The organism is Bifidobacterium samirii (assembly GCF_003952945.1).
Lineage (GTDB): Bacteria > Actinomycetota > Actinomycetes > Actinomycetales > Bifidobacteriaceae > Bifidobacterium > Bifidobacterium samirii.
Window position 1 is genome coordinate 1 of sequence record NZ_QXGK01000014.1, and the last position, 26,450, is coordinate 26,450.

Annotated in this window: 18 protein-coding genes, 1 tRNA gene and 2 pseudogenes; 3 read left to right on the forward strand and 18 right to left on the reverse strand. The window is 69.0% G+C overall.

All coding sequences use genetic code 11. The features are described from left to right. Positions 1-192 precede the first annotated feature (192 nt). A complete protein-coding gene (locus tag D2E24_RS10315) occupies positions 193-1,287 on the reverse strand; it encodes a biotin--[acetyl-CoA-carboxylase] ligase (RefSeq protein ID WP_420897485.1) in 1,095 nt (364 codons plus the stop codon). A 679-nt stretch (positions 1,288-1,966) separates the two neighbouring features. Next, the gene (locus D2E24_RS07100) at positions 1,967-2,848 is read right to left on the reverse strand and encodes a biotin--[acetyl-CoA-carboxylase] ligase (protein ID WP_125968650.1); all 882 of its coding nucleotides are present in this window, start codon (positions 2,846-2,848) and stop codon (positions 1,967-1,969) included. Positions 2,849-3,065: 217 nt separating this feature from the next. Here D2E24_RS07100 and D2E24_RS07105 point away from each other — a divergent pair, with 217 nt between their 5' ends. Both D2E24_RS07105 and D2E24_RS07110 read left to right on the forward strand, forming a co-directional pair. Continuing rightward, a complete protein-coding gene (locus tag D2E24_RS07105) occupies positions 3,066-5,279 on the forward strand; it encodes a DUF6020 family protein (RefSeq protein ID WP_125968651.1) in 2,214 nt (737 codons plus the stop codon). Between the two features lie 319 nt (positions 5,280-5,598). Further along, positions 5,599-6,405, forward strand: coding sequence for a PucR family transcriptional regulator (locus D2E24_RS07110; protein WP_420897486.1), 807 nt, complete (start codon positions 5,599-5,601; stop codon positions 6,403-6,405). Positions 6,406-6,729: 324 nt separating this feature from the next. Here the strand turns inward: D2E24_RS07110 and rplA are convergent, their stop codons facing one another. The 12 genes from rplA to dapE form a co-directional block, all read right to left on the reverse strand. Then, entirely contained in the window at positions 6,730-7,422 is a 693-nt protein-coding gene (gene rplA / locus D2E24_RS07115; protein ID WP_125968652.1) for a 50S ribosomal protein L1, read from the reverse strand. 16 nt (positions 7,423-7,438) lie between these two features. Continuing rightward, positions 7,439-7,870, reverse strand: coding sequence for a 50S ribosomal protein L11 (rplK, locus tag D2E24_RS07120; RefSeq protein WP_125968653.1), 432 nt, complete (start codon positions 7,868-7,870; stop codon positions 7,439-7,441). A gap of 386 nt (positions 7,871-8,256) precedes the next feature. Next, positions 8,257-9,138, reverse strand: a complete 882-nt coding sequence (gene nusG / locus D2E24_RS07125; RefSeq protein ID WP_125968654.1) for a transcription termination/antitermination protein NusG — start codon at positions 9,136-9,138, stop codon at positions 8,257-8,259. Between the two features lie 30 nt (positions 9,139-9,168). Then, positions 9,169-9,396 carry a preprotein translocase subunit SecE gene (secE, locus tag D2E24_RS07130; RefSeq protein ID WP_125968655.1) on the reverse strand — a complete coding sequence of 76 codons (228 nt, stop codon included), beginning with the start codon at positions 9,394-9,396 and terminating at the stop codon, positions 9,169-9,171. A 44-nt stretch (positions 9,397-9,440) separates the two neighbouring features. After that, a tRNA-Trp gene (locus D2E24_RS07135) sits at positions 9,441-9,516 on the reverse strand. 233 nt (positions 9,517-9,749) lie between these two features. After that, positions 9,750-10,955 carry a pyridoxal phosphate-dependent aminotransferase gene (locus tag D2E24_RS07140; protein ID WP_125968698.1) on the reverse strand — a complete coding sequence of 402 codons (1,206 nt, stop codon included), beginning with the start codon at positions 10,953-10,955 and terminating at the stop codon, positions 9,750-9,752. A gap of 90 nt (positions 10,956-11,045) precedes the next feature. Next, complete coding sequence (gene proB / locus D2E24_RS07145; RefSeq protein WP_125968656.1) at positions 11,046-12,176, reverse strand: glutamate 5-kinase; 1,131 nt, start codon at positions 12,174-12,176, stop codon at positions 11,046-11,048. A gap of 106 nt (positions 12,177-12,282) precedes the next feature. Beyond that, entirely contained in the window at positions 12,283-13,947 is a 1,665-nt protein-coding gene (gene obgE, locus D2E24_RS07150; protein ID WP_125968657.1) for a GTPase ObgE, read from the reverse strand. A 175-nt stretch (positions 13,948-14,122) separates the two neighbouring features. Continuing rightward, on the reverse strand, positions 14,123-14,374 hold the full coding sequence (gene rpmA / locus D2E24_RS07155) for a 50S ribosomal protein L27 (RefSeq protein WP_125968658.1): 252 nt from the start codon (positions 14,372-14,374) through the stop codon (positions 14,123-14,125). 34 nt (positions 14,375-14,408) lie between these two features. Continuing rightward, positions 14,409-14,717, reverse strand: a complete 309-nt coding sequence (gene rplU / locus D2E24_RS07160; protein ID WP_125968659.1) for a 50S ribosomal protein L21 — start codon at positions 14,715-14,717, stop codon at positions 14,409-14,411. A gap of 372 nt (positions 14,718-15,089) precedes the next feature. After that, on the reverse strand, positions 15,090-18,059 hold the full coding sequence (locus tag D2E24_RS07165; protein ID WP_125968660.1) for an Rne/Rng family ribonuclease: 2,970 nt from the start codon (positions 18,057-18,059) through the stop codon (positions 15,090-15,092). A gap of 322 nt (positions 18,060-18,381) precedes the next feature. Next, entirely contained in the window at positions 18,382-19,635 is a 1,254-nt protein-coding gene (gene dapE / locus D2E24_RS07170; protein ID WP_164521052.1) for a succinyl-diaminopimelate desuccinylase, read from the reverse strand. Between the two features lie 700 nt (positions 19,636-20,335). Between dapE and D2E24_RS07175 the strand changes: the two genes are divergently transcribed. Then, entirely contained in the window at positions 20,336-21,277 is a 942-nt protein-coding gene (locus D2E24_RS07175; protein WP_125968662.1) for an AEC family transporter, read from the forward strand. A 541-nt stretch (positions 21,278-21,818) separates the two neighbouring features. Here the strand turns inward: D2E24_RS07175 and D2E24_RS07180 are convergent. The 4 genes and pseudogenes from D2E24_RS07180 to D2E24_RS10815 all read right to left on the reverse strand — a co-directional run. Continuing rightward, positions 21,819-23,303, reverse strand: a complete 1,485-nt coding sequence (locus D2E24_RS07180) for an FtsX-like permease family protein (protein ID WP_125968663.1) — start codon at positions 23,301-23,303, stop codon at positions 21,819-21,821. Beyond that, complete coding sequence (locus D2E24_RS07185) at positions 23,300-24,067, reverse strand: ABC transporter ATP-binding protein (protein WP_420897487.1); 768 nt, start codon at positions 24,065-24,067, stop codon at positions 23,300-23,302. Before D2E24_RS07185 ends, D2E24_RS07180 begins: the two co-directional genes overlap by 4 nt. A gap of 843 nt (positions 24,068-24,910) precedes the next feature. After that, positions 24,911-25,975, reverse strand: a pseudogene (locus D2E24_RS07190) (Maf family protein); the annotation flags it as partial. Between the two features lie 104 nt (positions 25,976-26,079). Then, positions 26,080-26,365 (reverse strand): annotated as a pseudogene (locus D2E24_RS10815) (Maf family protein); the annotation flags it as partial. Between the last annotated feature and the right edge of the window lie 85 nt (positions 26,366-26,450).

Below are 26,450 nucleotides of genomic sequence, written 5' to 3' on the forward strand. Positions count from 1 at the left end.
CGAGAACGAATCCCGGCTTAACCAGGAATCATCCTCACTGGCGCGCTCTCAACGAGAAGAACCACCGACCATCCCGGCAAATGCGCTCATATGGAAACCGCCAGTGAGAACATCCTCCGGCCAGACCAGCGCGAATCATCTCGATGAGACCGGCCGTCGCCGAAATCGAAGAACCGGGAGGAGAAAGAACCGTCAGGCGAGGACGCCGACGTCGGCGGTACGGACCGTGTGGAGGATGCCGTCGGAGGTGCGAATCAGCAGGGACGCGTCGTCGGCGAGGGCGACGGCGTCGCCGCGCATCATGGAGCCGTCGGCGAAATGGGCTTCGACCGGGCGTCCGAGCGTCCAACACACGGAGCGCGTCTCATCGGCGAGCGCCGCCGCCTCGACATGCGGATCGCGCACGAACCGTCCGAGCCGGCCACGCAGGGAGGCGACGATCCGTGCGGCGATCGCGTCGCGCAGACGGTCGGCATCATATCCGCTCGATCGCGCGGCTCCACCGTCATGCGACGCGGCCGCGGCATCAGGAGAGGAGGACGACACGGATGTGACTGCCGAGTCGGACACCCCCGACCTCCGCATGCGTTCCGTAAGGTCGGGGAAGCACAGTTGCAGGGACGTCGCCTGCGGGGTCGGAAGCCGGTCGGCGGGGATGGCGAGGTTGATGCCGATGCCGATGATGATGGCCACGTCGTCCGCCGATGCGGCGGGCGGGACGACCAGTTCGGTGAGGATGCCGCCGAGTTTGCGGCCGTCGCAGAACATGTCGTTGGGCCATTTGAGACGCAGACGGTCCGGCGCGGAGCCGCTCGCGCAGCCGCCCGCAGACCTGTCGAAAACGAGCGCGCGCAGGGCGTCGAGGGCGGCATGGCCGGCGATCATCGTCAGCCATCCGTTGACCTGCGGGTCGGCGGCGACCGCGCGCGGGACGCGCACGACGAACGAGACGGTGAACGACTCCCCCGGCCGGCTCGTCCACGCGTGGTCGAGGCGCCCTCGCCCGGCGGACTGCCGGTCGGCGGCGACGACGGCGACCGGGATCGGCGGTACCGGATCCGAGTCAGGAGCGGATGCGACCGCACCATCATCCATCCCGGAGCCCGGCCCGGAATCCTGCCCGAAGCCCCTGCCGACGCCGGCCCCGGAATCCTTCCGACCATCGGCGAAACCGCCGTCGAGAATCAGACGGCGGGCGACGACGTTGGTCGAATCGACCTCATCGAACAGCAGCGTCGCGGAACGGCCGGCGGCCGCGCAGGTGAGCGGCATGCGGGCGGCCGCCATCCGGACCGCATCGGAGACACCGTCGGCGGAACGGCCCGCGGAACCACCAGGAACGGAGGCGAACGCATCAACGAACGTGATCATGGCGACCAATCTTAGGCGGGATATGAGGCTTCTCGCGCTGTGGCGCGCAGGCGCAATACGGTTCCCATCCAATCCACGAAAGAACCGGACCGTGCAAGCGCCGAACCCGCTGATCTGATTGTTGAGGCGGTCTCTGCGGACAACGAACCGTATGCGCGTCCGATCCGTAACTGGACATCGGCGTCGGCGACGCGTACCGCTCCGAGGCGAAAATGCGAGGCGATTTGCCGAGTGAGGGGAAGAATCGGGGCCTTGCATGCTTCTTTCGGCGATCTGAGGGGAAGGTTCTTCCGGAGAGCTCCGGTCCCGTTACGCCGTTTCGACCGGAAATCCTTGATTTCCGGGCTTCGGTTCGGGAGATCCTTTCCCCTCAGTCGAAAGAAAGAAGCGTGCAAGGCCCCGATTCTTCCCCTCAGATCGGAAAATCATGCGGATGCGGCCGGCATATGAAACCACACGCCCCGTATCCGCACAATATGGGGAGTCGGCATGGCACCGCAGACGGCGGCCGCCCGACCTACGGAATCGTGGGCGGGCGGCCGCAAAAACCGGTACGGTCCGACGCAACCGGAACAGGCGTCGGACGATCGGACGATCAGACGAGGACGCCGACCTCGCTGGCGAGGAGCGGACGGACCTCGCCGGACGGCATGCGCACGCTGATCGACGCGTCGTCGTTGAGCGCGACGACCTCGCCGGTGACGGACGTGCCGTCGCTGAGCTGCGCTTCGATCCGACGGCCCATCATCCAGCAGACGTGGCGCATTTCGGAATGCAGACGGCCGCTCTGCACCAGCGGCATGTCGACGAACGCTTCGAGACGGGCGCGCAGGGACGCGACGAGGCGGGCGGCGATCATGTCGCGCAGGATGTCGGTGGACGGCAGCGGCGCGACGTGCATGCTCAGCGACGTGGCCTTCGGCGTGGGCAGGCGGTCGGCCGGTATCGCCAGGTTGATGCCGAGGCTGAAGATGACGGCCATGCGCTCGTCGTCGTCCGGCAGCGGCATCGACTCGGTGAACGTGCCGCCGAGCTTGAGCCCGTGGCAGTAGATGTCGTTGGGCCACTTGAGTTTGAAGCCGCAGTCGGGGTCGGTCGCGCGGGCGCCGCATGCGTCGATCGCGCCCTCCAGCGCGTCGAGGGACGCCAGGCCGGCGATCATCGGCAGCCATCCGTTGACCATCTCGTCCTCGGCGACCGCGCGCGGGATGACGGCGATGAACGACATCGTGAACGATCCGCCCGGCAGGCTCACCCACGGGCGGCCGAAGCGCACCAGCGCGTTCGTCTGACGGTCGGCGGCCACGACGGTCACGGCGATGCCGCCGTCCTCGCGTACGTGCGGCACGTCGCCGGCCTCGACCATGCGCCGGGCCTGCGCGTGCGTCGCATCCAACTCTCCTTCGGCGACCACCTTGTCGGCCACTTCCTGCGTGGCGGTAAGTCGCGGCGTCGCGACCTTCAGCAATGAAATCATGGTCAACACCATACGCCGCGCCATTGCGGCCGTCAAAGCCGAACCCGCCTCCCGGACCCGCAAACGCTTGCAATGTGACGCATCTCACGCTCCGCCCGCCGCGGCGTGGACGGCGGCGTGAGACGGGCGGACGATCGCAGCCGGACGCCGCCGTTCCGCCGTTCCGGCGTTCCGGCCGATCGGCCGCGTTCGGAACGGCTCGGTAGAATGGCGTCCTATGACCGACTCCAGCCGTCCCGCCGCAACCCCCCGCACCCGCGCCACCCTCGCGTCCCGTCTCGCCGCCGTCGCCTGCTGGACGCCGGTGGCGCTCGCCTGCCTGTGGATCGGCCTGTGCGTCGCGGTCGGACCGCTGTATTGGAAGGACGGGTCGATCGCCGACTGGACGGGCGCCAACACGCGCTATTTCATCGCCGCGACGCTCGTAGCCGCCGCAATCGTCGCCGCGCTCACGCGCATCGGCCGCGGCCGGCGCGTCATCCCCGACTCGTGGCGTCGGTCCGTATTCTGGCGCGCGTGGGCCGACTGGGGTCGCGCGTGGGCCGCCGACCGTCGCGTCGCGCGCCTCATCGCCGCGATCCGCCGTGCGGGAGCCGCCGTGGCGCGGCTGATCGTGCGTGCCACCGACCGCCGGTGGAAGATCGTGCTGATCCTCGCGATCGGCTGGCTGTGGGTGCCGACGACGCTGCTGAGCGCGTTCGGCGCGGACGTGCGCTCGCAGGCGCGCGAGTTCAGCTGGGCGTGGAACCAGTGGACCGGCATGAAGCAGCCGTACATCGGCTTCTTCTCGTTCGTCCCGATGGACATCTACCCGACCGCCCACTATCTGTGGCCGGAGAACCCGACGTATCTGACCGATCAGCACAACATCGTGCTCACGCTCGTCTACGGCGGCGCGGCGGCCTTGTCGCGTTCGCTGACCGGCTCGAACGACGCGGGTTTCGTCGTATTGTCGGCCGTGCAGTGGATGTTCGCCGTCGGCTGCTGCGCGGCGGCGGCGAACCGCTTCCTCAACCTGCCGTGGCTGCGTCCCGCGTATGCGACACGGCCGGTGCGCTACGGCCGGCCGGAGCGCCCGCACTATCTGACGCCGGTCGATTTCGCGCATCCGGAGCGCGGCATGGTCTCGTCGCTGACGGTGACGAAGCTGCCGCCGATGGACTATCCGAACCGTGCCGCCGGCGCGTTCGCGCGCGCGGCGACGGTCCTGTTCTTCCTGACGTGCCCGCTGGCCGTGTTCGCGACGATCTCGATCACGAAGTCGCCGCTGTTCGCGTTCGCGTTCGTCTGGTGGTTCTCGATCTGGTACGAGCTGCATATGACGCGCCGCGACGACGATGCGCGCGACCGCGGCGACCACGACGACCGCGGCCTGCGCGGATGGTCGCGTCGTCTGCGCGCCGGCCTGCGACGCGGCCTGCGCGGCGTCGTCCGCCCGCCGGCGCGCACGACGGCCGCGTTCACGGCCGCCACGTGCGTGATGCTCGTGTCGGCGAAGTACGCGTGGTACATCATCGCCGCGCAGATCGTGCTCGCGCTGCTCGCCGACCGCCGCCGATGGCGCACGTACGCGGTCGCACTGCTGCTGCCGACCGTCGTCATCCACGGCGGCGTGGCGATGCTGATCTCCAGCGGCGCGATCATCGGCGGCGACGCGATCGAAAGCCGCGCGATCCAGCTGCAGACGATCGCGCGCGCGGCGAAGCTCGCGCCGGACAGCATCCCCGAATCCGCCAAGGAGAAGCTCGAACCGCTGTTCAACCTCGATCAGATGGCCGACGCGTACTACCGGCAGGACGCCGACCCGGTCAAATCGTCCGGCATCCAGTCGAAGAAGGTGAGCTACAAGTGGCGCACCGTCACCGAAGCCGACATGGACGCGTTCAACGAGGCGTGGATCGAGATTGTCAAGGCGAACCCGATCGTCGCCGTCGACGCGCTGCTGACCGAATGCTTCGGCTACTTCGACCCGACCGACCTGCCGTACGTGTCGATGGACTACTACGTGAACAGCGACTACGTGCAGAAGACCAGCACGTGGATCAAGGACTACAACCACGACTGGCGCGACCTGGTCGCCGGATTCGCCAAGGCGTGGGGCTCGATTCCCGTGCTCGGATGGCTGACGCACGGCAACCTGTACGTGACGCTCACGCTGCTCGTCGGCGGCGTCGAAGTGGCGCTGCGACGCTGGCGCACGCTCGCCACGCACTTCCCGCTGCTGCTGCTCATGGGCGTGATGATCACCGCCCCGGCGAACAACTTCGAACGCCACATGCTGCCCGTCGCGTTCGTGTTCGGCTTCGTCTGCCTCACGTTCTGGCGCGAATCGCGCGCCGGCGCCAGGGTGGACGGCCGGATGTCCGACACGTCCGACGCGTCCGGGGATACGGCCGATAGCCGGACGCCCGCCGAGCGGAGCGCCCGTTAGTCCGACCGTGAGAAACGGCACGATTCGACCGTCACGCCTGATCGTCCGCCGGTAGGCGACGGCTAGACTGGGCGGTATGAGACTGACGGGCAGACGACACGACAGGAACGGGCGCGGCAAGGACGCGGACACGCAGGCGGAGTCCGTGACTGCCGTCACGGCATCGGACACGAGTGCCGGCGCGACGATTCCGACGACGCATGGCGTCGCCATGTCCGCCGCCGACCCGGCATCGGCAGACGCGGCGGGTCCGACGGTTCCCGCAACGACGGCCGTCGAGCCGGGCGTCATACCGCACTCCCCGGCGACCGCACCGACCATCGCGCCGCCCGCCGTCCCCGATTTCCTCGACCTGATCGCCGCCGACCCGGCACGGCTCGAATCCGTCGCCTTCGAATGCCTCATCAACCGGCTCGCCGACGCGCGCGTCGCGTCCGTCATGCATGTCCTCGGCTGGCCCGACGACGCCCCCTGCTTCGCCGTCGCCGGCCGTCCGCCGCGGTCCGTCGCCGCCGCGGCGACGCTGGAGCGGCTGCGCGGCGCCGCGCGCGATCTGGGCGGCACGCTCGCGATCGCCGGCATCCACGACGGCGTCGCCGCGATCGTCGTCGCCATGCAGGCCGCCGCCACCGGCGAGGTCGCCTGCACGACGATGGCCGCCGCGTTCGCCGACGACTCCCCCATCGCGCTCGGCCCCGTCCGGCACGGCGTCGGCGGCGCGGTCGCGACCCTGCACGCCGCCCTGCACACGATGACGGCCGCACCGGCGCTCGCCGTCGGCGTGCCGGCCGCGGTCACGTCGTCGCCGACGGTCATCCGCGCCGACGACGCGCTGCCGGAGCGCGCCCTACTGGGCGACGCGGATGCGCGGCGCGAGCTGGTCGACGTCGTGTACGCGAGTCTGACCGAGTCGGGGCCGGACGATCCGACGCTGGGCACCGTGTCGACGTTCCTGTTCTCCGGCGGTTCGCTGGAGATCACCGCGAAGACGCTCGGCGTGCACCCGAACACGGTCCGCTACCGGCTCAAGCGCGCCGCCGACACGACCGGCTGGGACGCGACCGACCCGCGCGAGGCGTACGTGCTGCGCACCGCCATCGCCCTCGGCCGCATGACCGTCGCCTGAGCCGGGGCCTGAACGGTCCCAGCGTCGCAATCCGCATCGAGAACCCGACTCATGTACGGATTGCGACGCAATACACGTCCCCAGCGTCGCAATCGGCACGCGGGAGACCGTCCGCATACGAATTGCGACGCAACATGCCTCCCCAGCGTCGCAAACTGCATACAGGAGGCCGGTCATGTACGGGTTGCGACGCAACACGGACCGGCCGCCCGCCCCAGTCCGCTCAACCCGCACCGCACCAGCCCCGAGATACGACGAAGCCCCGCTCGCTCGGGGCGAGGCGGGGCTTCGGTCCGCTAGGCGAATGCTCTAGGCGAGATGCGCTCAGGCGACGGTCATCGGGTCGACCGGAACGCCCGGGTTCATCGTGGAGGTGATGGTCACCTTGGTCAGGTAACGGCCCTTCACGGTGGACGGCTTGAGACGCTTGACCTCGTCGGCCACGGCCTTGAAGTTCTCCTCCAGGGCGGCGGCGTCGAAGGACAGCTTGCCGATCAGGAAGGACAGGTTGCCGTGCTTGTCGACGCGGAAGTCGACCTTGCCGCCCTTGATGTCCTTGACGGCCTTGGTCACGTCCATGGTGACGGTGCCGGTCTTCGGGTTCGGCATGAGGCCACGCGGGCCGAGCACGCGGCCCAGACGGCCGACCTTGCCCATCATGTCCGGGGTGGCCACGACGGCGTCGAAGTCGAGGAAGCCGCCGGCGACCTTCTCGATCAGCTCGTCATCGCCGACGATGTCGGCGCCGGCCTCGGCGGCCTCGGTGGCCTTCGGGCCACGGGCGAACACGAGGACCTTGGCGGTCTTACCGGTGCCGTTCGGCAGCATCACGGAGCCGCGGACCAGCTGGTCGGCCTTGCGCGGGTCGACGTTCAGGCGCAGGACGGCCTCGACGGTCTGGTCGAACTTGTACTCCGGCATGCTCTTGATCAGAGCGATGGCCTCGCTGGAGGTGTAGAGGTTGCTGCGATCAACGCGCTCGGCAGCTTCGCGGTACTTCTTGGAACGCTTCACCATTGGTCCTTCTCCTCTCTCAGTCCTCGACCGTGATGCCCATGGAGCGGGCGGTGCCCGCGATGATCTTCATGCCGGCCTCGATGTCACGGGCGGACAGGTCGGCCATCTTGATCTCGGCGATCTCGCGGACCTGGGCCTTGGTGACGGAGCCGACCTTGTGGGTCAGCGGGTTCTCGGTGCCCTTCTCGATGCCGGCGGCCTTCTTCAGCAGAGCCGCGGCCGGCGGGGTCTTCAGGACGAAGGTGAAGGAACGATCCTCGTAGACGGTGATCTCGACCGGGATGACCTGGCCCATCTTGTCCTGCGTGGCCGCATTGTAGGCCTTGCAGAAGTCCATGATGTTCACGCCGTGCGAACCCAGGGCCGGGCCCAGCGGCGGGGCCGGGTTGGCCTTGCCAGCCTGGATCTGGAGCTTGATCAGCGCCGAGACTTTCTTCTTGGGAGCCATGTTATGGTTCTTCTTTCTATGAAGCGGTGATAGTGGCGGACGCGTTGGTCTCCCGCGGCGAACTCCTCCCGCAACGTGTGTGTTTGCTGTGCTGTGCTAGCGGATGGACGCGCCGTCGCGCCGCGTGGCGCGGGCCGTCGTTCCTCCAGACACAAACCTCATCATTATGCCCGTCGCCGCGGACATCCCCGCCGCCGACGCCCGTCGCCACCCGTCGATGCCCGGATACGAGAAATCCCCGCCCGGAGGCGGGGATTTCGCAAAGTCCTACGATCGTCACCACCCAGTAGCGGTGCGATGCGCGTGCGGAGACCGCCGTCCGAACCCGAAAGCGTGCTTCGCACGTCGAGGGTGAGGTAAGGCGGTATACGCTCCGCAGCGTGCCGCTACTGCAGCTTCTCGACCTGATTGAAGCCGAGCTCCACCGGCGTATCGCGGCCGAAGATGGAGACGAGCACGGTGAGCTTCTGCGTGGTCGGCTCGACGTCGGAGACGACGGCGGCCATCGTGGTGAACGGGCCGTCGGTGACGGTGACCTGATCGCCCACGGCGTACGACACCTCGACGCGGCGCTTGCGCGCGGCAGCGGGCTTGTCGCCGGCCTTCTTGAGCGCCTCGGAGGCGATCATCGGGGCCATCATCTGCACGACTTCCTTGCGGCTGAGCGGAGCCGGGTCCTTGGTCGGACCGACGAAGCCGGTGACGCCTTCAGTCTCGCGCACGATGCGGCGGGCGTCCTCGTCGGGCCACATGCGGATGAGCACGTAGCCGGGGACGCGCACGCGGGTGATGACCTTCTTGCCCTTTTCGGTGTGCTTCTCGACCTCCTCCATCGGCACTTCGATCTGGAAGATCTTGTCTTCGAGACCGAAGCTGGCGATGCGGGATTCGACGTTGGTCTTCACGCGCTTCTCGTAGCCGGAGTAGGTGTGGACAACGTACCACTTGCCTTCGAGGGTGCGCAGCGACTTGGCGAACTCCTCGACGGCCTTGGTGCCCGGATCGACGGTCTCGTCCTCATCCTCGACGGTCTCATCCGACTCGTCATCGGATTCGCCGGACTCGCCGGATTCGGAGGTCTCGTCGGCAACGTCGGCATCATCGGATTCGTCGGCGGCCGGAGCGGCGATGAGATCGCCCATGATGTCCATGTCGTCCTCGTCGGAGGCGACGGGCAGCGCTTCGAGGTTCACCTCGGCCTCCTCGGCGCCATGCTCGGGCGTCTCGCCCAGCGCGTCGAAGCCTTCGAGATTCACTTCATCATTCATGCGTTATTTCACCTTCACGTTGATTCGCGATCAGCCGAACATCCACAGCATGAGCTTGCCGAGGCCGAAGTCCATGCCCGTGACGAACGCCATCAGAAGCAGCACGAAGATGAACACAGCCAGAGACCAGAAGAACAGCTCCTTGGCAGTGGGGGTGACGACCTTGCGCAGTTCGTCGATGATTTGCTTGATGAACAAACCGATGCGCATGAAGACGTTGGGTTTCTTCGCCTTGACAGTCGTGCTTGCCTTCGCCATGAAACCCATCCTTACGATTACGATCGTTTGTTGCACACGATACTTGGCAGGGAAGGCGGGACTCGAACCCACAACCTACGGTTTTGGAGACCGTTGCGCTACCAATTGCGCCACTTCCCTAGGTGAACTCTGCCGCGCCATCCTGCAAGACAGGACGCTAACGCCCGGCAAAACCGCCAAGTCGATATAGTAGCGGGTATTTCCGGTTTCGTCCAATCAACAGGAAATCCCGCGGCGAAAACCGCGGGATTCCAACGTTTGTTCGGCATGTCTCACGTCGCGTCGGCGACGGTGAGACATGCGTCCGACGGCCGTCCGTCAGTCAGCCGTCGAGGCGTCCGTCGGGCCGGACGTCAGGCGGCCCACTCCTTGAACCGGCGCATGCCCTCGGCGAGCTGGTCGTCGGCGAGCGCGTACGAGAAGCGCAGGTATCCGGGCGCGCCGAACGCCTCGCCGGGGACGGCGGCGACGTGCGCCTGGTCGAGCAGGGCGGCGGCGAGCGCGGACGAATCCTCGCACACGACGCCGTCGGGGCCGATCGGGCGGCCCAGCAGGGCGCGCACGTCGGCGAACGCGTAGAACGCGCCGGTCGGGGTCGGGCAGACGACGCCGTCGATGGCGTTGAGCGCGGCGACGATCGCCTTGCGGCGCGCGTCGAACGCCTCGCGCATGCGGTACACGTCGTCGAGCGGGCCGGAGACGGCGGCGAGCGCGGCGCGCTGGGACACGTTGGCGACGTTGGACGTCATGTGGCCCTGCAGCTTGGCGACGGCCTTGGCGACGGGCGCGGGGGCGACCATCCAGCCGACGCGCCAGCCGGGCATCGCGTACGTCTTGGCGACGCCGTTGAGCACGATCAGCTGGTCGCGGCATTCGGGGACGGCGGCACCCACGTACGTGGTCCTGGCGCCGTCGTAGTTGAGGTGCTCGTAGATCTCGTCGGACACGATCCAGATGTGGTGTTCGATCGCCCAGCGGCCGATGCGTTCGATCGTGTCGGCCGACCAGACGGCGCCGGTCGGGTTGTTGGGCGACGTGATGATGATCGCCTTGGTGCGCTCGGTGCGCGCCGCCTCGAGCGCGTCGAGGTCGGGTTCGAAGCCGCGTTCGCCGCCCGCGAAGACGGTGACGGGCACGCCGCCGGCGAGCTTGACGGCCTCCGGGTAGCTGGTCCAGTACGGGGTGGGGATGATGACCTCGTCGCCGTCGTTGAGCAGCACCTGGAACGTCGAGTAGACGGCCTGCTTGCCGCCATTGGTGACGACGACTTGGTCGGCGGTGACTTCGTAGCCGGAGTCGCGCAGCGTCTTGGCGGCGATGGCCTCGCGCAGTTCGGGCAGGCCGGGGGTGGGCGTGTAGCGGTAGTTGCGCGGATCCTGGACCGCTTCGGCGGCCGCGGCTACGATGGGCGCCGGGGTCGGGAAGTTGGGTTCGCCCGCGCCGAAGCCGACGACGTCGATGCCGGCGGCCTTCATGGCCTTCGCCTTGGAGTCGACGGCCAGGGTCGCGCTCGGCGCCACGTTGTTGATACGGTCGGAGAGTGTCTGCCATTGAGCCATAGTCATGGCCCCCAGAATAGTCCTGCCGTACGAAATGCCGGGGCCGTCGTCCATGATGGCGACAGGCCCGGCGGGACGCCGACGCGCCCCCTACACGAGGACGAGCCCGTCGCGGTGGACGAGCGGGTGCGCGTACTCCTCGCCGAGCGTCTCGCCCAGGTCGGCGGTGGTGCGACCGAGCATCTGCGGCACCTCCTCCGCGTCGTAGCCGGCGAGGCCGCGCGCCAGGTGGGTGCCGTGCTCGTCGTCGATCCACACCGGGTCGCCAGCGGAGAAGTCGCCGCGCACGGCGAGCGTGCCGGCGGCCAGCAGGCTCGCCCGGCCGCCGCGCACCGCGCGCGCCGCGCCGTCGTCGACGACGAATGTGCCGCGCGGGTCGGCGGCGAAGCCGATCCACAGCCGCTTCGACGTGTCGCGTCCGTTGACGGGCGCGAACGCGGTGCCGACCGGGTCGCCCATGAGCGCCGGTCCGGCGTTCGACGCGCATGTCATGACGGCGGGGATACCGGATACGGCGGCCACGCGCGCCGCCTCGAGTTTGGTGACCATGCCGCCGGTGCCGACGCCCGACGTCGACCCGCCGACCTGCACGGCGGCGAGCGCCTCGATGACGTCGGGGACGTAGCCGATGCGCTGCGAGCCGGGTTCGGACGGGGGCGCGGTGTACAGCGCGTCGACGTCGGTGAGGAGGACGAGCGCGTCGGCGCGCACGATGTTGGCGACGAGCGCGGAGAGGCGGTCGTTGTCGCCGAAGCGGATCTCGTTGCTGGCGAGCGAGTCGTTCTCGTTGACGATGGGGACGACGCCGAGGTCGAGGAGCCGGTCGAGGGTGCGCTGCACGTTGCGGTACTGCGTGGCGCGGATGGTGTCGGCGGCGGTGATGAGGATCTGGCCGACGCGCAGGCCGTGGCGGGCGAACGCGGTCTCGTACTGCGCCATGAGGAGGCCCTGGCCGACGGCGGCGGCGGTCTGCTGGGTGACGACGTCGGCGGGGCGGGCGTCGAAGCCGAGCGGTCCGAATCCGGCGGCGATGGCGCCGGAGGAGACGAGCACGACGCGCGCGCCCTGGTGGGCGGCCGCGGCGAGGGCGGCGACGAGCGCGGTGAGCCGGTCGGCGTCGAGGTGGCCGGACGGCGTGGTCAGCGAGCTGGATCCGACTTTGACGACGATGGTCTGCGCGCCGGCGATGGCGCGGCGCACTGCGGCTTCGTTCATGGACATGGTCGTTCCCTCTCCCCTGCTCCCGTGGCGGCTGTGGTGTCTGGTCCTATCTTGCGACGACGCCTCCCTCGCGTGAGGGAGGCGTCCGGATTGCGGCGGTCGCGGGTTATTCGCCGCGGCCGAAGAGGCTGGTCTCGTCGTGGCGGTCGTCGTCGATGGACGGGTCGGCCCAGTGGCCGGCGGCGCGTTCGGCCATCATGGCCTCGCGCACGGCGGCGCGGGCGTCCATCATCTCGTGGTACTGGCGGCGGCGTTCCGCGTTGGTGCGGCGGCGTCCGCCCGGCTCGTCGCCGGCGAGGCGCAGGTCCTTGCCGCGCGCGCCCAGCTGGGCGCCGTCGAGCATCTCCGCGCCGGCGGCGATGGCCGGATCCCAGTCGAATTCGACCATGCGGTTGCCGCGGCCGATGCGCACCTCGTCGCCGGGCTTGGCGCCCTTGCGGCGCAGCTCGTCCTCGACGCCGAGCTTGGCGAGACGGTCGGCGAGGTAGCCGACGGCCTCGTCGTTGTCGAAGTTGGTCTGCATGACCCAGCGTTCGGGCTTGGTGCCGAGCACTTCGAACCAGAATTCGCCGTCGGCGTTCTCCTTGCGTTCGACGGTGAATTCGAGCATGTTGCCGGATTCGTCGGCGCGGCGGCGTCGGCGGGCCGCGGTCTCGAGCGGCTTGATGACGACGCGCGACTCCTCCTCGGCCTGCTCGCGGCGGGCGACCTCCTGGCGCATGTCGGCGACCATCGCGGCGAGCGCGAAGCTGAGTTCCTTGAGGCCGGCGTGCGAGGCGGTGGAGATCTCGAACACCTTGAAGCCGAGCTTCTCGAAGTCGGGGCGCACGAATTCGGCGAGTTCCTTCGCCTCGGGCACATCGACCTTGTTGAGGATGATGATGCGCGGGCGTTCCGGGATCGGGATGGCGCCCAGCGGCAGTTCCAGCTGGTCGGCGTAGACGGCCAGCTCGTGTTCGAGCGCCTCGTAGTCGGCGACGGGGTCGCGGTCGGGTTCGAGCGTGGCGCAGTCGATCACGTGCGCGATGATCTCGGTGCGTTCGATGTGGCGCAGGAATTCGAGGCCGAGGCCCTTGCCCTGCGAGGCGCCGGGGATCAGGCCGGGCACGTCGGCGATCGTGTAGCGCGCGTCGCCGGCCATGACGACGCCGAGGTTCGGCACGAGCGTCGTGAACGGGTAGTCGGCGATCTTCGGCTTGGCGGCGCTGATGGAGGCGACGAGGCTGGACTTGCCGGCCGACGGGAAGCCGACGAGCGCCACGTCGGCGATGGACTTGAGTTCGAGGATGACGTCGCGTTCCTCGCCGAGCTCACCCAGGAGCGCGAAGCCGGGGGCGCGGCGGGTGCGGTTCGCCAGCGCCGCGTTGCCCAGGCCGCCCGCGCCGCCGGCCGCGGCGACGAAACGATCGCCCTCATGACGCAGGTCGGCGAGCTGTTCGCCGGGCTGCTTGGCGGCGCCCTGCGGGCCCTTCGCCTCGAAGATGACGGTGCCGACCGGCACGGGCAGGATCAGGTCGTCGCCCTTGGAGCCGTCCTTGGTGTCGCCCAGGCCCATCGTGCCGTTGCCGGCGCTGCGATGCGGCATGAAGCGGTAGTCGAGGAGGCTGTTGGCGTTGCGGGTCGCCTCGAAGACGACCGAACCGCCGTCGCCGCCGTTGCCGCCGTTGGGGCCGGCCAGCGGCTTGTACTTCTCTCGTTTGATGCCGGCGGAGCCGTTGCCGCCGTCGCCGCCCTTCACATGGACGGTCACTCGATCCACAAAATCACTCATGGTTCTCCACTGTACAGATTGGGGGTGATGGCCCGGACGCCCTACGCCCGGGGAGGATTCGGGGATATCGCGGGGCGTGCAGAGGGCCGTATACGAAAGAAGGCCGCACCGGCGGATGCGCGGTGCGGCCTTGCGAAGCCTTGGAAGACTGTCGTGAACCCTGGTCCTATCGGACTCAGGCGGCGACGACGTCGACGACCTTGCGGTCGCGGCGGACGCCGAACTTCACGGAGCCGTCGGCCAGGGCGAACAGGGTGTGGTCCTTGCCCATGCCGACGTTGGCGCCCGGGTGGAACTTGGTGCCACGCTGGCGGACGATGATGTTGCCGGCCACGACGGCCTCGCCGCCGAACTTCTTCACGCCGAGGTACTGCGCGTTAGAATCGCGACCGTTGCGAGAGCTGGATGCGCCCTTCTTATGTGCCATGATCTGTTCCTTTCGGTGCTAGCTAGGCCTGGTTTCAGGCGATCGCCGTGATCTTGACGGCGGTCAGCGGCTGGCGGTGGCCCTTGCGACGGGCGACGCCGGTCTTGTTCTTGTACTTCATGATGTTGATCTTCGGGCCCTTGGCCTCGTCGTCAACAACCTCGGCCTTGACGGACACCTTCGCCAGATCGGCGGCGGCCATGGTGACCTGGGCGCCATCGACGACGAGGGCCACCGGGAACTCCACGGTGTCGCCCTTCTTGGCGTCGAGACGGTTCACGAGGATCACGTCACCGACCTCGACCTTTTCCTGATGGCCACCGGCCTTCACAATCGCGTACATGCTCAATTCCTTTTTATGGTGTTATAAAGCTACTTGCCTGACGCACGCAAGCCGCTGGTCAGACACCGACTATCTAACGTACACCGACCCCTGTACTAACGCAAGTCAAACCCCGGCGTGTCAAGTGCGACACGCCACGGTCCGCGGCGCATCCGGGACACGCCCGGGATTCCCGCGGACCGGAGTCCGACACGCGTCCGAATGGCGTACATACGGCGTCCGCATGCTGTCTGGACGCCGTCGCGGCGCCGCCCACCGAAGCGGGTGCGGCGCCGCCGGGATCGGAGTCGTCGAGCGGGTCGGCCCGCTCCCCAGCCGGCGGACGGCCGTACACGGTCATCGCATGACCGCAGGCCGCCGCCGGCGTTCCCGTCAGTCGTCGACGCCGGTCGCGGCGACCGCGGCCGCGGCGATCTGCGCCAACTTGGCCTTGACGTCCGCGGAGGAGCCCTGCGGCACCTGCACGTCGGAGCCGCGGCCGTGCTTGTTGGTCTTGACGAACGGGTCGCCGCCCTTGAGCGCGTACGGATCGTCGTAGTCCGCGCTCACGGTCGGATCCTCGTGCAGGATGAAGCCGCGGCCCTTGCAGGTCGGGCACTCCTCCGAGAACGCCTCAACCAGGCCCTGGCCGATGCGCTTGCGCGTCATCTGCACCAGACCCAGCGACGTCACCTCGGCCACCTGATGCTTGGTGCGGTCGCGCGCCAGGCATTCGACCAGCCGGCGCAGCACCAGGTCGCGGTTGGCGGGCATGACCATGTCGACGAAGTCGATCATCACCATGCCGCCGATATCGCGCAGGCGCAGCTGGCGGGCGATCTCCTCGGCCGCCTCCAGGTTGCAGCGCGTCACCGTCTCCTCCAGCGACTTGCCCTTGCCGATGAACCGGCCGGTGTTCACGTCGATCGTGGTCATCGCCTCGGTGCGGTCGATGACGATCGAGCCGCCCGACGGCAGGTACACCTGACGTTCCATGCCCTTGCGCAGCTGCGAGTCGATCTGCCAGCGGTCGAACACGTCCTTGCCCTCGTGCTCGGCCGGATCCCAGCGCTCCAGCTTGTCGCGCAGGTCCGGGGCCATCGTCTCGAGGTACTCCTCGATGCGCTCGTACACCTTGTCGCCCTCGACGATCATCCGGGTGAAGTCGTCGTTGAAGATGTCGCGCACGACGCGGATCGCCACGTCCGGCTCGCCCTGCAGCAGCTTGGGGCGACGGCCGTGCCAGAACTCGTCGCGCTTGGCGCAGATGCGCTCCCACTGGCGCACCAGGTTCTCCAGGTCCTTGACGATCGCCTCCTCGGACGCGCCCTCGGCGGCCGTGCGGATGATCACGCCCATGTCCTTCGGCGCGATCTTGGAGACGATGTTCTTCAGACGGCTGCGCTCACGCTCCGACAGCTTGCGGCTCACGCCCGTCATGCCGCCGGACGGCACGAGCACGAGGAAGCGGCCGGCCAGCGTGACCTGCGACGTCAGACGCGCGCCCTTGTGGCCGATCGGATCCTTGGTGACCTGCACGAGCACCGGGTCGCCGGACTTGAACGCCAGCTCGATGCGGCGCGGCTGGCCCTCCAGACGCGTCGCGTCCCAGTTGACCTCGCCCGCGTACAGCACGCCGTTGCGCGCCTGGCCGATGTCGACGAACGCGGCCTCCATGCTCGGCAGCACGTTCTGCACGCGGCCCAGATACACGTTGCCGACGGTCGCGACCTCCTGGATGTCGGACACGTAGTGCTCAACGAGCACGTTGTCCTCGATCACGGAGATCTGCGTGTGGCGGCCGCGCTCGCGCACGACCATCAGACGCTCGACCTTCTCGCGGCGCGCGAGGAAATCCTGCTCCATGAGCTGCGACTGGCGGCTGCGCTCGCGACGGTTGTCGCGGCGGCGCTGCTTCTTCGCCTCGAGTCGCGTCGACCCCTCGATGTCGGTGATCTCGTCGATGTACTGCTGCTTGCGCGAACGACGCGGCGTCGCCTCCTCGGCCGGCTCCTCGCCGGAACGGGAGCGACGACGGCGACGACGGCGGGTGACGGTCGAATCCTCGTCCTCGCCCTCCGATTCGCCGCGGCGGCGACGCGACGCGTCCTCGCCCTCGACGACCTGCTCGACGAGCTCCTCGACGACCTCGGCCTCGCGCTCCGCCTCGTTCTTGGCGCCGCGGCGACGGCGACGGCGCGAACGCGTCGGGCCTTCGCTCAGATCCTCCTCGGTGATCGGCGCGTACGTGATCTCGTCGAGCTCGAGGTCCTCCTCGATCTGCTCGACCTCGGCGGCGGCGCGGCGCTCCTGCGCGTTCAGACGGCGCGAACGGCGCGAGCGGCCGGACGTCTCGCCGTCCGACTCGCCGCGGTCGGCCGCGCGGCCGTCACGCTCGTCGGCGTCGGCGGACTGGTCGTCGGCGCGGTCGTCGCGCGGCGACTCGGCGCTCTCGCGACGATCGTCGGACGCGGATGCGGATGCGCGGCGACGGCGGGAGCGACGCGACGGGCGCTCCTCGCGCGCCTCGTCGGCGTCGCGATCGTCGCGATCGTCGCGCGTGTCGCGGGATGCGCGGTCGTCGGCGCGATCGTCGTCACGGTCGTTACGGTCGTTGCGGCGGTCGTCGTCACGGTCGTCGTCGCGCGCGTCGCGGGACGCGCGGGAGGACCGGGACGGGCGTTCGGCGCGCTCCGCACGATCGTCGTCGGCGGCGGCGCGACGGGAACGACGGCGTCGCGGCGTCTCCTCGACCTCGTCGTCCTCGTCGTCGCGCGACGGACGGGCGACGATCACCGGCTCCTGGAACAGCAGCGACGTCATCGGACGGATGTTGCGCGGCATGTCGTCGACCGTCTCCTCGCGCGACGAGAACGTCTCGTCGGCGGACGCCGTACGACGACGCGAACGGGTGCGCACGGCCGGCTCGTCGTCCTCGCGCGGCGACTCGTCACGGGACTCGTCGCGAGCCTCGTCGGCGGCACGCGACGCGCGCGTGCGACGGCGGGTGCGGGTCGGACGCTCCTCGTCGCCCGACTCCGGCGACGCGGCGGACGGACGGTCCTCGGACGCGTCGGCGTCGCGATCGGCGGACGCAGACGACGCGGCGGACGCGCGGCGCGACGGCGCGGCCGGCGGGGCCGGCGGGTCGAGCACCGGCACGCGCGGCTCGGCGAACAGCGGCGTATGCTCCTGGACGGTCATCTCTACGGCGGCGCCGGCGGCACCGGCGCCACGCACGACGCGACGGCCGCCGCGACGGCGACGCGGCGCCGGGGACGCGGCCGCGGAAGAAGCGGATTCGGATGCGACGGTATCTGCGGCTGCGGCTTCGCCGAGCCCCTCGTTATTCACACTGGGCACAATGCTCCTCGACGGCGCGCTGCAATCGCCCCGCCCTCTGTCAAGCCCGCACGGCTGTCACACCACGCTCTCACCGTGGCCGCGCATCGGTTGCGCCCGTACAAAGCACCGGTCAAAAAGTCAATGCCACGACGGCGGACACCGGCCCTGCGGAGGTCGAACTTGCGCGCAGGGGGATCGACGCCATCGGATGCTGCGGCGGCTTGCAGAACCGCCACCACTAAGTATGGCACAACAATCGACCGGATGTTGACGGTGGGTCACCAGCGGCGGCGGACCGCCGGCCACGGGCGGCCACCGTCCGCAGGCGACTCACCGACGTTCACTCGCCGGCGACCAGCCACTCACCGAGGATGTCGGCCATCAGCGTCAGCTCCGATTCGGCGAGCTGCTCGTCGTGCTTGTGGGCCAGCAGCGGGCTACCCGCACCCAGGTTCACGGCCGGGATGCCCAGGATCGCGAAGCGCGCCACATCCGTCCACCCCAGCTTGGCGAGCGGCTCGCGCCCCGTGCGCTCGCGCACCAGCCTGGAGAGCGACGCGGCCAGCGGCGAATCCATGCCCGGACGCGCCGACGGCGACTCGTCCTTCATCTCGATGCCGAAGCCCTCGAACATGCCGCCCGTGGCCGTATGCTCGCCGTTGCCCAGTTCGGCGCCGCAGTCCGCGCCCATCATCAGCGCCTTCGCCTCCGGCAGCGTCTTGTCCGGCGCGAACCGGTAGTTGACGTGCACGCGGCACTCGTCCGGGATCACGTTCGTGCCCTTGCCGCCCGAGATCAGCGTCGCGTTCACGCCCTCCCGGTACGTCAGGCCGTCCACCGGCACGTCCGCCGGCTCGTACGCGGCCAGCCGGCGCAGGATCTCCCCCGCCTTGTGGATCGCGTTGTCGCCCATCCACGCACGCGCCGAATGCGCCGCCGTGCCGTGCGCGACCACGTCGAAGCGCATCGTGCCGTTGCAGCCGCCCTCGATGCCGCAGTCCGTCGGCTCGCCGATGATCGCAAAATCGCCTTCGATCCAATCCGGATGCGCCTCGACGACCTTCCTCAGGCCGTTCTTCTCCGCCACGACCTCCTCATGGTCGTAGAACACGTACGTCAGGTCGTAGCGCGGACGCACCGCCACGTCGTCCAGCACCGCCGCCAGATACAGCATCACCGCATCCGACGCCTTCATGTCGGTCGCGCCGCGTCCCCACATCACGCGGTCGTGCGGGAACGCCGCCGCCACATCCTCGCGGATCAGCGGATCGCCCGGCTCCAGCCAGCGCGGCGGGAAGTTGTCGATCACCGGCACCACGTCGAGATGGCCGGCGAGGATGACGCGGCGCTCGCGTCCGAACGCGGTCGACGCGACGATCGTGTCGCCGTGGCGGCGGACGGTCAGATGCGGCTGGGCCTGGAGGAACCGTTCGACCGCGTCGGTGAGCGGTCCTTCGTCGTCGCTGACCGAATACGAGGCCATGAGCTGTTCGGTGAGTGCGGCGAGCGCCTGCGCGCGCGTCGCCGTCGCCTTGTCGAATCCGATCTCGCGGACGGTCTGCAGGGCGAGGGTGTTGGTGGTGGCGTCTGTCATGCGTCCCATCGTAGGCGGGCCGCGGCACGGGCCGCCCCGCCCGCCTACGTGGTGAGACGGTCCGTCCGTCTGCGCCGATCCGCCGGCCGACCCGTACGGATGAACGGATTGCGACGCCGCCGGCCCGTGTTGCGTCGCAATTTGTAACGTCCGCGCCGCCCGTATACAGACTGCGACGCTGACGCTCCGTTTCGCGTCGTAATCCGTAACGTCCGCACCGCCCATATGCAGATTGCGACGCTAACGGGGTGCGTTGCGTCGCAACCTGTACATGAATCCCCACGGGTAAACGGATCGCGACGCTGACGGCCTGCGTCGCGTCGTAATCCGTCACAACCCGTACAGATCATCGGTTTCCATACCGACGCCGCCCCGCCAATCCCCTCTCATGTCGCAATCGGTAAGATTCCCGCCTGTCGTATGCGGATTGCGACGCTGACGGCCCGTTTTGCGTCGCAATCCGCATGAGAATCCTGTCCGATGACCAGATTGCGACGCTAACGCCCCGTTTTGCGTCGCAATCCGTAATGTTCCGCCGGTTTCCGTACAGATTGCGACGCCGATGGCGGCGGCCGCACCGCCGGACCGCCCTGCCCTCCTACGTGGTGAGACGGTCCGGCGGCGATGTCAACGGCGGTGCCATGATGGTGCGGGTCGGTTCGACGGGAAGCGATGGACGAGTGATGGAAGGGAGCGGGTCATGCCGGGGTTGTTGAGTGCGATGGAGGGGTTCTGCGTGATCGGCATCGTGATCGCGACGGGCTATGTCGCGGCGCGCATGCGCATCGGCGGACCTGACGCACAGATGGTGCTCAACCGTTTCAGCTTCTTCGTGTGCAGCCCGTGCCTCATGTTCGCGATCCTGTCGAAGGAGCCGATCTTCGACATCTTCCATTCGTCGATCGTCGTGGCGTTCTTCTCGGCGATGCTCGTGGGCGCCGTGTTCCTGATCCTCAACCGGCTGTTCTTCCATATGGGTGCGGCGGATGCGATCATCGGCGCGCTCAACTCACTGTATCTGAATTCGAACAACATCGGCCTGCCGATCGCGACGTACATCCTCGGCAACGGCGCGCTGGTGGCGCCGATCCTGGTCATGCAGCAGGCGCTGTTCACGCCGATCGGCCTGACGGCGCTGGACGTGACGACGAAGGGCCGCGTCTCGGCGCGCGCGATCCTCACCCAGCCGCTGCATCAGCCGCTGCTGATCGGCTCGCTGATGGGCATCGTGCTGTCGGTCGTGCATTCGTCGACCGGCTGGTTCATCCCCGATTTCCTGTACGACCCGGTGAACATGATCGGCCAGGCCGCCGTGCCGATGATCCTGATGGCGTTCGGCATGTCCCTGCACGGCACGAGGCCGCTGCAGAAGAAGGCGGACGTGCCGGCCGTGATGACGGTCGCCGTGCTCAAGAACCTGGTGATGCCGGTGATCGCATTCCTGCTCGCCTACTTCGTGATGGGCTTCCGCGGCGACGTGCTGTACGCGTGCGTCGTGCTCGCCGCCCTGCCGACCGGTCAGAACGTGTACAACTATGCGGCCCGCTACAACGTGGGCCTCACGTTCGCGCGCGACGGCATCCTCATCTCCACGCTCACCAGCCCGGTCTTCATCGCCGTCATCGCCGCCCTGCTCAGCTGAGTCGGAGCCGGGCCGGCGGTGTGGGCGACGAGCCCCTATCCGGGAGCCTCCCGCCGGGGCGACGCGCCCGGATTGGTCATACGGAACGCAGGTTGCCCCTCGATTCGCCCCGATTCCCGGACCTATCCCCCGTTTCGTGTGACCAACCCGGGCGCGTCTCGCCCGAGTCCAATCGGCACCCGCTCCCATGGTCGTCATCCGCCTGCCCGATATCCCGACCGGCCAGTCACACGATACGGCGGCATCATCAGCGTCGCAACCCGCATCGGAGCCGACGGAATCTTACCGATTGCGACGTAACATGGGCCATCAGCGTCGCCATCCGTACGGAAGTCGGCGAGAACGTACAGATTGCGACGCGACTCACCCCGTCAGCGTCGCAACCTGCATGCAACCATCCGGAATCATGCGGATTGCGACGCAACACGGGCCGCCGGCGACGCAACCTGTAGCGGAACCGACGGAATCGTACGGATTGCGACGCAACGGCCGGCCGGTCAGTCGGCCAACCGGTTAGGTAGCCAGTCGGGCAGCCAGCCGGTCAGTCGTCGGCGCGGCCGCCGGCGACGCCGAGGGCGGCGGCGACGCGGTTCGACGCGAACGCGCCGACGGCGACGAGCGCGTAGCACAGCGCCAGTCCGCCGGCGAACCCGGCCAACGTCACCGGATTCGTCATCGACGCGGCGAACAGCGGGAACATGAGCAGCATCGAGCAGCCGCCGGCCACGACGACGACCGTGTTGAGCGGGGTCAGCACCTCGATGAACCGCGCGCGGTCGAGCGTCGCCCGGTCGATGCCCTCCAGGATGAGCATCCGGTACGAGTCGGCCTGGTCGACGACGCTGCCGGCCTGCATCACGCCGGAGCCGACCGCGGCGAGCACGGCGGCGAACACGAGCGTCAGCAGGCCGCCGGTGCCGATGTCGCGCACGAACAGCAGCGACGGGTCGGCCGCCGCAGACCCGGCGACTCCGGCGGCCCCGGCCCCGCCCGAACCGCCGTCGCCGCCCGATCCGAGCAGCGCGCACACCGACGTGATGCCGGCGACGAACACGGCGAGCGCGATGCCGGACACATTGCGCCACGCGCGCTTCGGATCGTCGAGGATGCGACGCGCGGCGATCATCGTGGCCGCGTCCTTCGGGCGGCGTGCCTTGGCCTTGGCGCGCACGGCCACCACCCACGAGCCGACCACGTTCATCATCGCGAAGCACAGGAACATGAATCCGAACACGACCGCGTACACGGCCGCCTCGTCCAGCATGACGAACATGCCGAGGTTCTGGAACGCGACGACCGCCACCGCCATCACGGCGACGAACGCGATCAGACGCCAGCGGGCCGGCAGCGGGCGGCGGACGCGCGCGGTCACGCCCAGCGGCGTGATCGCGACGCGGCGCAGCGTCACCAGCGCGGACACGAGCGCGATGATCGTCACGCCGGCGAGCACGCCGACCAGCACCGGCGTGCCGACCCACAGCTGGGCGAATGTGAACCGCTGGTTCTGGAAGTTCAGCATCATGATCGCCGGCATGACGGCCAGATAGCCGACGATGCCGATGAGCGCGCCGACGAGCGCCTGACCGGCCGCGTCGAGCGCGGTCAGGCCGGTCACCTGCGCGGTGGTCGCGCCGGCCAGACGCAGCGCGGCGAGGCGCGCGTCGCGGCGGGACGCGGCCAAGCGCGCGGCCGAGCCGGCGAGGGAGACGAACGGGACGACGAGCATCAGGCAGGCGAACGCGGCGAGCATCACGTAGCTCGACGCGTACATCGCCGGATCGTGCGGGTCGACGAGACGGCGGTTCCATGCGGCGAGCGTGCCGGGAGCGCACGTCGCGTCGCTGACCAGGCAGGACAGCGTGTGGTCGGGCGAGGCTCGCCAGACGAACCCGTGCACGCCGCCGAGCACGGTCAGGAAGATCGCGGTGGCGGCGGCGAACGCGACGACGGCCAGCACGGACGTGTCGCCGGCGTCGCGGCGCACGCCGGGCCGGTGGAACAGGCGCCATAGGGCGAACGCGTTCATCGCTCGCCTCCGATCCAGCCGCGGCCGGGGTCGGCCGGCTGCGCGGTGAACGGGTCGGCGGCGGCCGCCGGGGATGACGGGGACTTCGGGGATGACGGCGTCGGTGCGTACGGACCGCCGTCGAGCCGGCCGTCGCGCATCATGACGGTGCGCGAGCAGAACGCGGCGACGTTCGGGTCGTGCGTGACGACGACGACCGCGGATCCGTTCGCACGCGCCGCCTCCATGAGGATCGCCATGACGTCGCGGCCGGTGGCCTGGTCGAGCGCGCCGGTCGGCTCGTCGGCGAACACGACGGCGGGGCGGACCGCCAGCGCGCGGGCGATCGCGATGCGCTGCATCTGGCCGCCGCTCATCTCGCCGGGACGCTGGCCGGCGAGATGGCGCAGGCCGAGCCGTTCCAGCCACAGGATCGCCGCGTCGGTCGCCTCGCGGTAGCCGACGCCGCCCAGCATCATCGGCAGGGCGATGTTCTCGACGGCCGGCAGTTCCGGCAGCAGCTGGCCGGATTGGAACACGAATCCGAACGCGCCGCGGCGCAGGGCGGTACGCTGCGCGTCGCTCATCGCGCCTAGGTCGGCGCCGCGGAACGCGACCGTGCCGGCGGTGGGTCGGATGATGCCGGCGAGCGCGTGCAGCAGCGTCGATTTGCCGGAACCGGACGGTCCCATGACGGCGACCGTCTCGCCGTCGCCCAGCGTGAAGTCGACGTGGTCGAGCGCGAGCGTGTGCGGCGCGGCCGGGATGCCGGACAGCCCCGGCATCGTCCCGGCGGGGACGGCTGCGGGGCCGACGGTGCCGGGCGAGGCGGATGCGACGGGTACGGCGTTGCGGCCGGCCTTCGCGCCGACGGATGCGGCGGGCGCGGCCGAGTAGTCCATGGTCAGGCCCGCGGCGGCCAGCAGCGGCGCGGCGGGATACGGGTTCGTAGTGCTCATGATGGCGAGCGTACGTGCGGCAAACACGGCCGGCCATCGGGCATCGGGATGACGGCAGCGATGGGCATCGTCCGCCGGGATGAGGTCGGGGAGGGCCGATGGCGGGAAGGAATCAGCGGATCGGCGGGCCGGGATGAATCGGGACCTTCCCCGACGGGCGACACGCCCGGATTGGTCATACAGAACGCACGATGCTCCTCGATTAACCCCGGTTTCAGGACCTATCCCCCGTCCTGTATGACCAATCCGGGCGTGTCGCCGTGTATGGGGGTACTCCGCCCGGTCACAGACGTCCCACCAGCCCTCATGTCATCGGCACAGCTGACGTTCCCGCGTCGAAACCCTCACATCCGTCGGCATTCCCATACAGGTCCCGACAAGTCCCGACGCAACATGACCCGCCGGCGTCGCGATCTGCACATGGACCAATGGGAACTTACGGATCGCGACGCAACACACCCTGTCAGCGTCGCAATCTGTACAGGATGGTCCGGAATCATACGAGTTGCGACGCTACACGGGTTCCCAGCGTCGCAATCTGCACAAACGGGACGAATATCTTACGAATTGCGACGCAGAACAGGTCCCCGGTGTCGCAATCCGCAAGTCCGTCGGGATTCCTATGCGGATTGCGACACAACATGACCCGTCAGCGTCGCAATCCGTAACTCAGCGGCCGGCGGCCAGCGCCTCGAGCCGGGCGGCGAAGCGCGGCCAGTCGGTCCGCATCGCGGTGAGCAGCTTCCGGTTCGGCACCTCGTCGATCGGCACCCAGGCGATCTCCATGCTTTCGTCGTCGTTGGCGTGCGGTTCGACATGGCGGCCGGGCTTCTCGAACGCGAACACGGTGGTGTACGCCCACGGCCCGTGGTCCTCGCGGTAGGAGCCGACCACGTCGATCGCGGCCGGGTCGATGCCGGCCTCCTCGTACGCTTCGCGCAGCGCGCCCTCGATCGGCGATTCGCCGTCGGACGACGCGCCGCCGGGGATGCCCCACGTGCCGCCTTCGGCGCTCCACGCGGCGCGATGCTGCATGACGACGTGCGTCACCGCCCCGGTAGTCTCGTCGCGGCGGGCAAGCAGGATGCCGGACGCGCCGTTCACGCCCCAATGCCGTCGTCCGCACGCGCAGTCGACCCAGCCGTCACCGGGCTGATGCACGTTCTCCGCAGGCGGGACCAGACCCGCCGGGTCGGCCTTGCCGCCGGGCGAGTCCTCGCCGAACGCACGGTTCCACAGGTCGGTCCATTCGATGCCGAGTTCGCCGGTGAGGCGCCGCAGCAGCGGCAGGCTGATGCCGATGATCCCGTGCGGGTCGCCTTCGATCCCGTCGATGAACGCGCCGCCGAACCCTTCGAGCGTGAACGATCCGGCCACTTCGAGCGGTTCGCCGGTCGCCAGATAGCGTTCGATGTCACGGTCGCTGTAGTCGCAGAAGTGCAGCGTGGCGCGGCTGGCCCCGCGGGCCACGCGCCCGGTCGCGAAGTCGATCACGCAGTGGCCGGTCCACAGTTCGCCGTCGTTGCCGCGCATCGCGCGCAGGCGCTCGCGCGCCACGTCGACGCTGTGCGGCTTGCCATAGCATTCGCCGTCCATCAGGAACATCGAATCGCAGCCGATGATGACCGGCCCGACTTCGGCGCGCGTCAGTCCCGGCTGCATCATCACGACGTTGCCGATCGGCTCGACGACGGTCGGCATGTCGATGCCGGAGAAGTCGCGCGTCGTCGCGTTCGGCCCGCCGTCGGCCGCGTCGGCCGCGGCGCCGGCGACGGCGGAAACGTCGGCACCCGCCGCAGCCGCATCATCGTCGCCGCCGTCATCGTCGGCGAGCGCGTCGGCGCGCAGCGGATACGCGATGACGCGCTCGCCCGTCGCCGCGGCGGCCGTGTCGGCGACGTCGCGGTAGGCGCGGTGGACGGCCTGGGCCTTCGCTTCGGCGAGGATCATGACGCGTTCCTCGACGCTCAGGTCGGCGACGTCGCGGCCGGTCGCCGCGGCGGCCGCCTCCAGCGCGGCCGGCTCGTCGACGTGCGAGACGCGGATGGTGGGGCATACGCCAGCCGAGTACAGCACGTCGCGGCGCGGCTTGGACTTGGATGCGAGGACGACGGGGATCGCCATGCGTTGCTCCTGTTCTTCGTGGATTCCGTGGTTCCGTGAGGCCATAGGTTCCGTTTTGACGGCCGGCTGACCGCAGCCGCAGCCG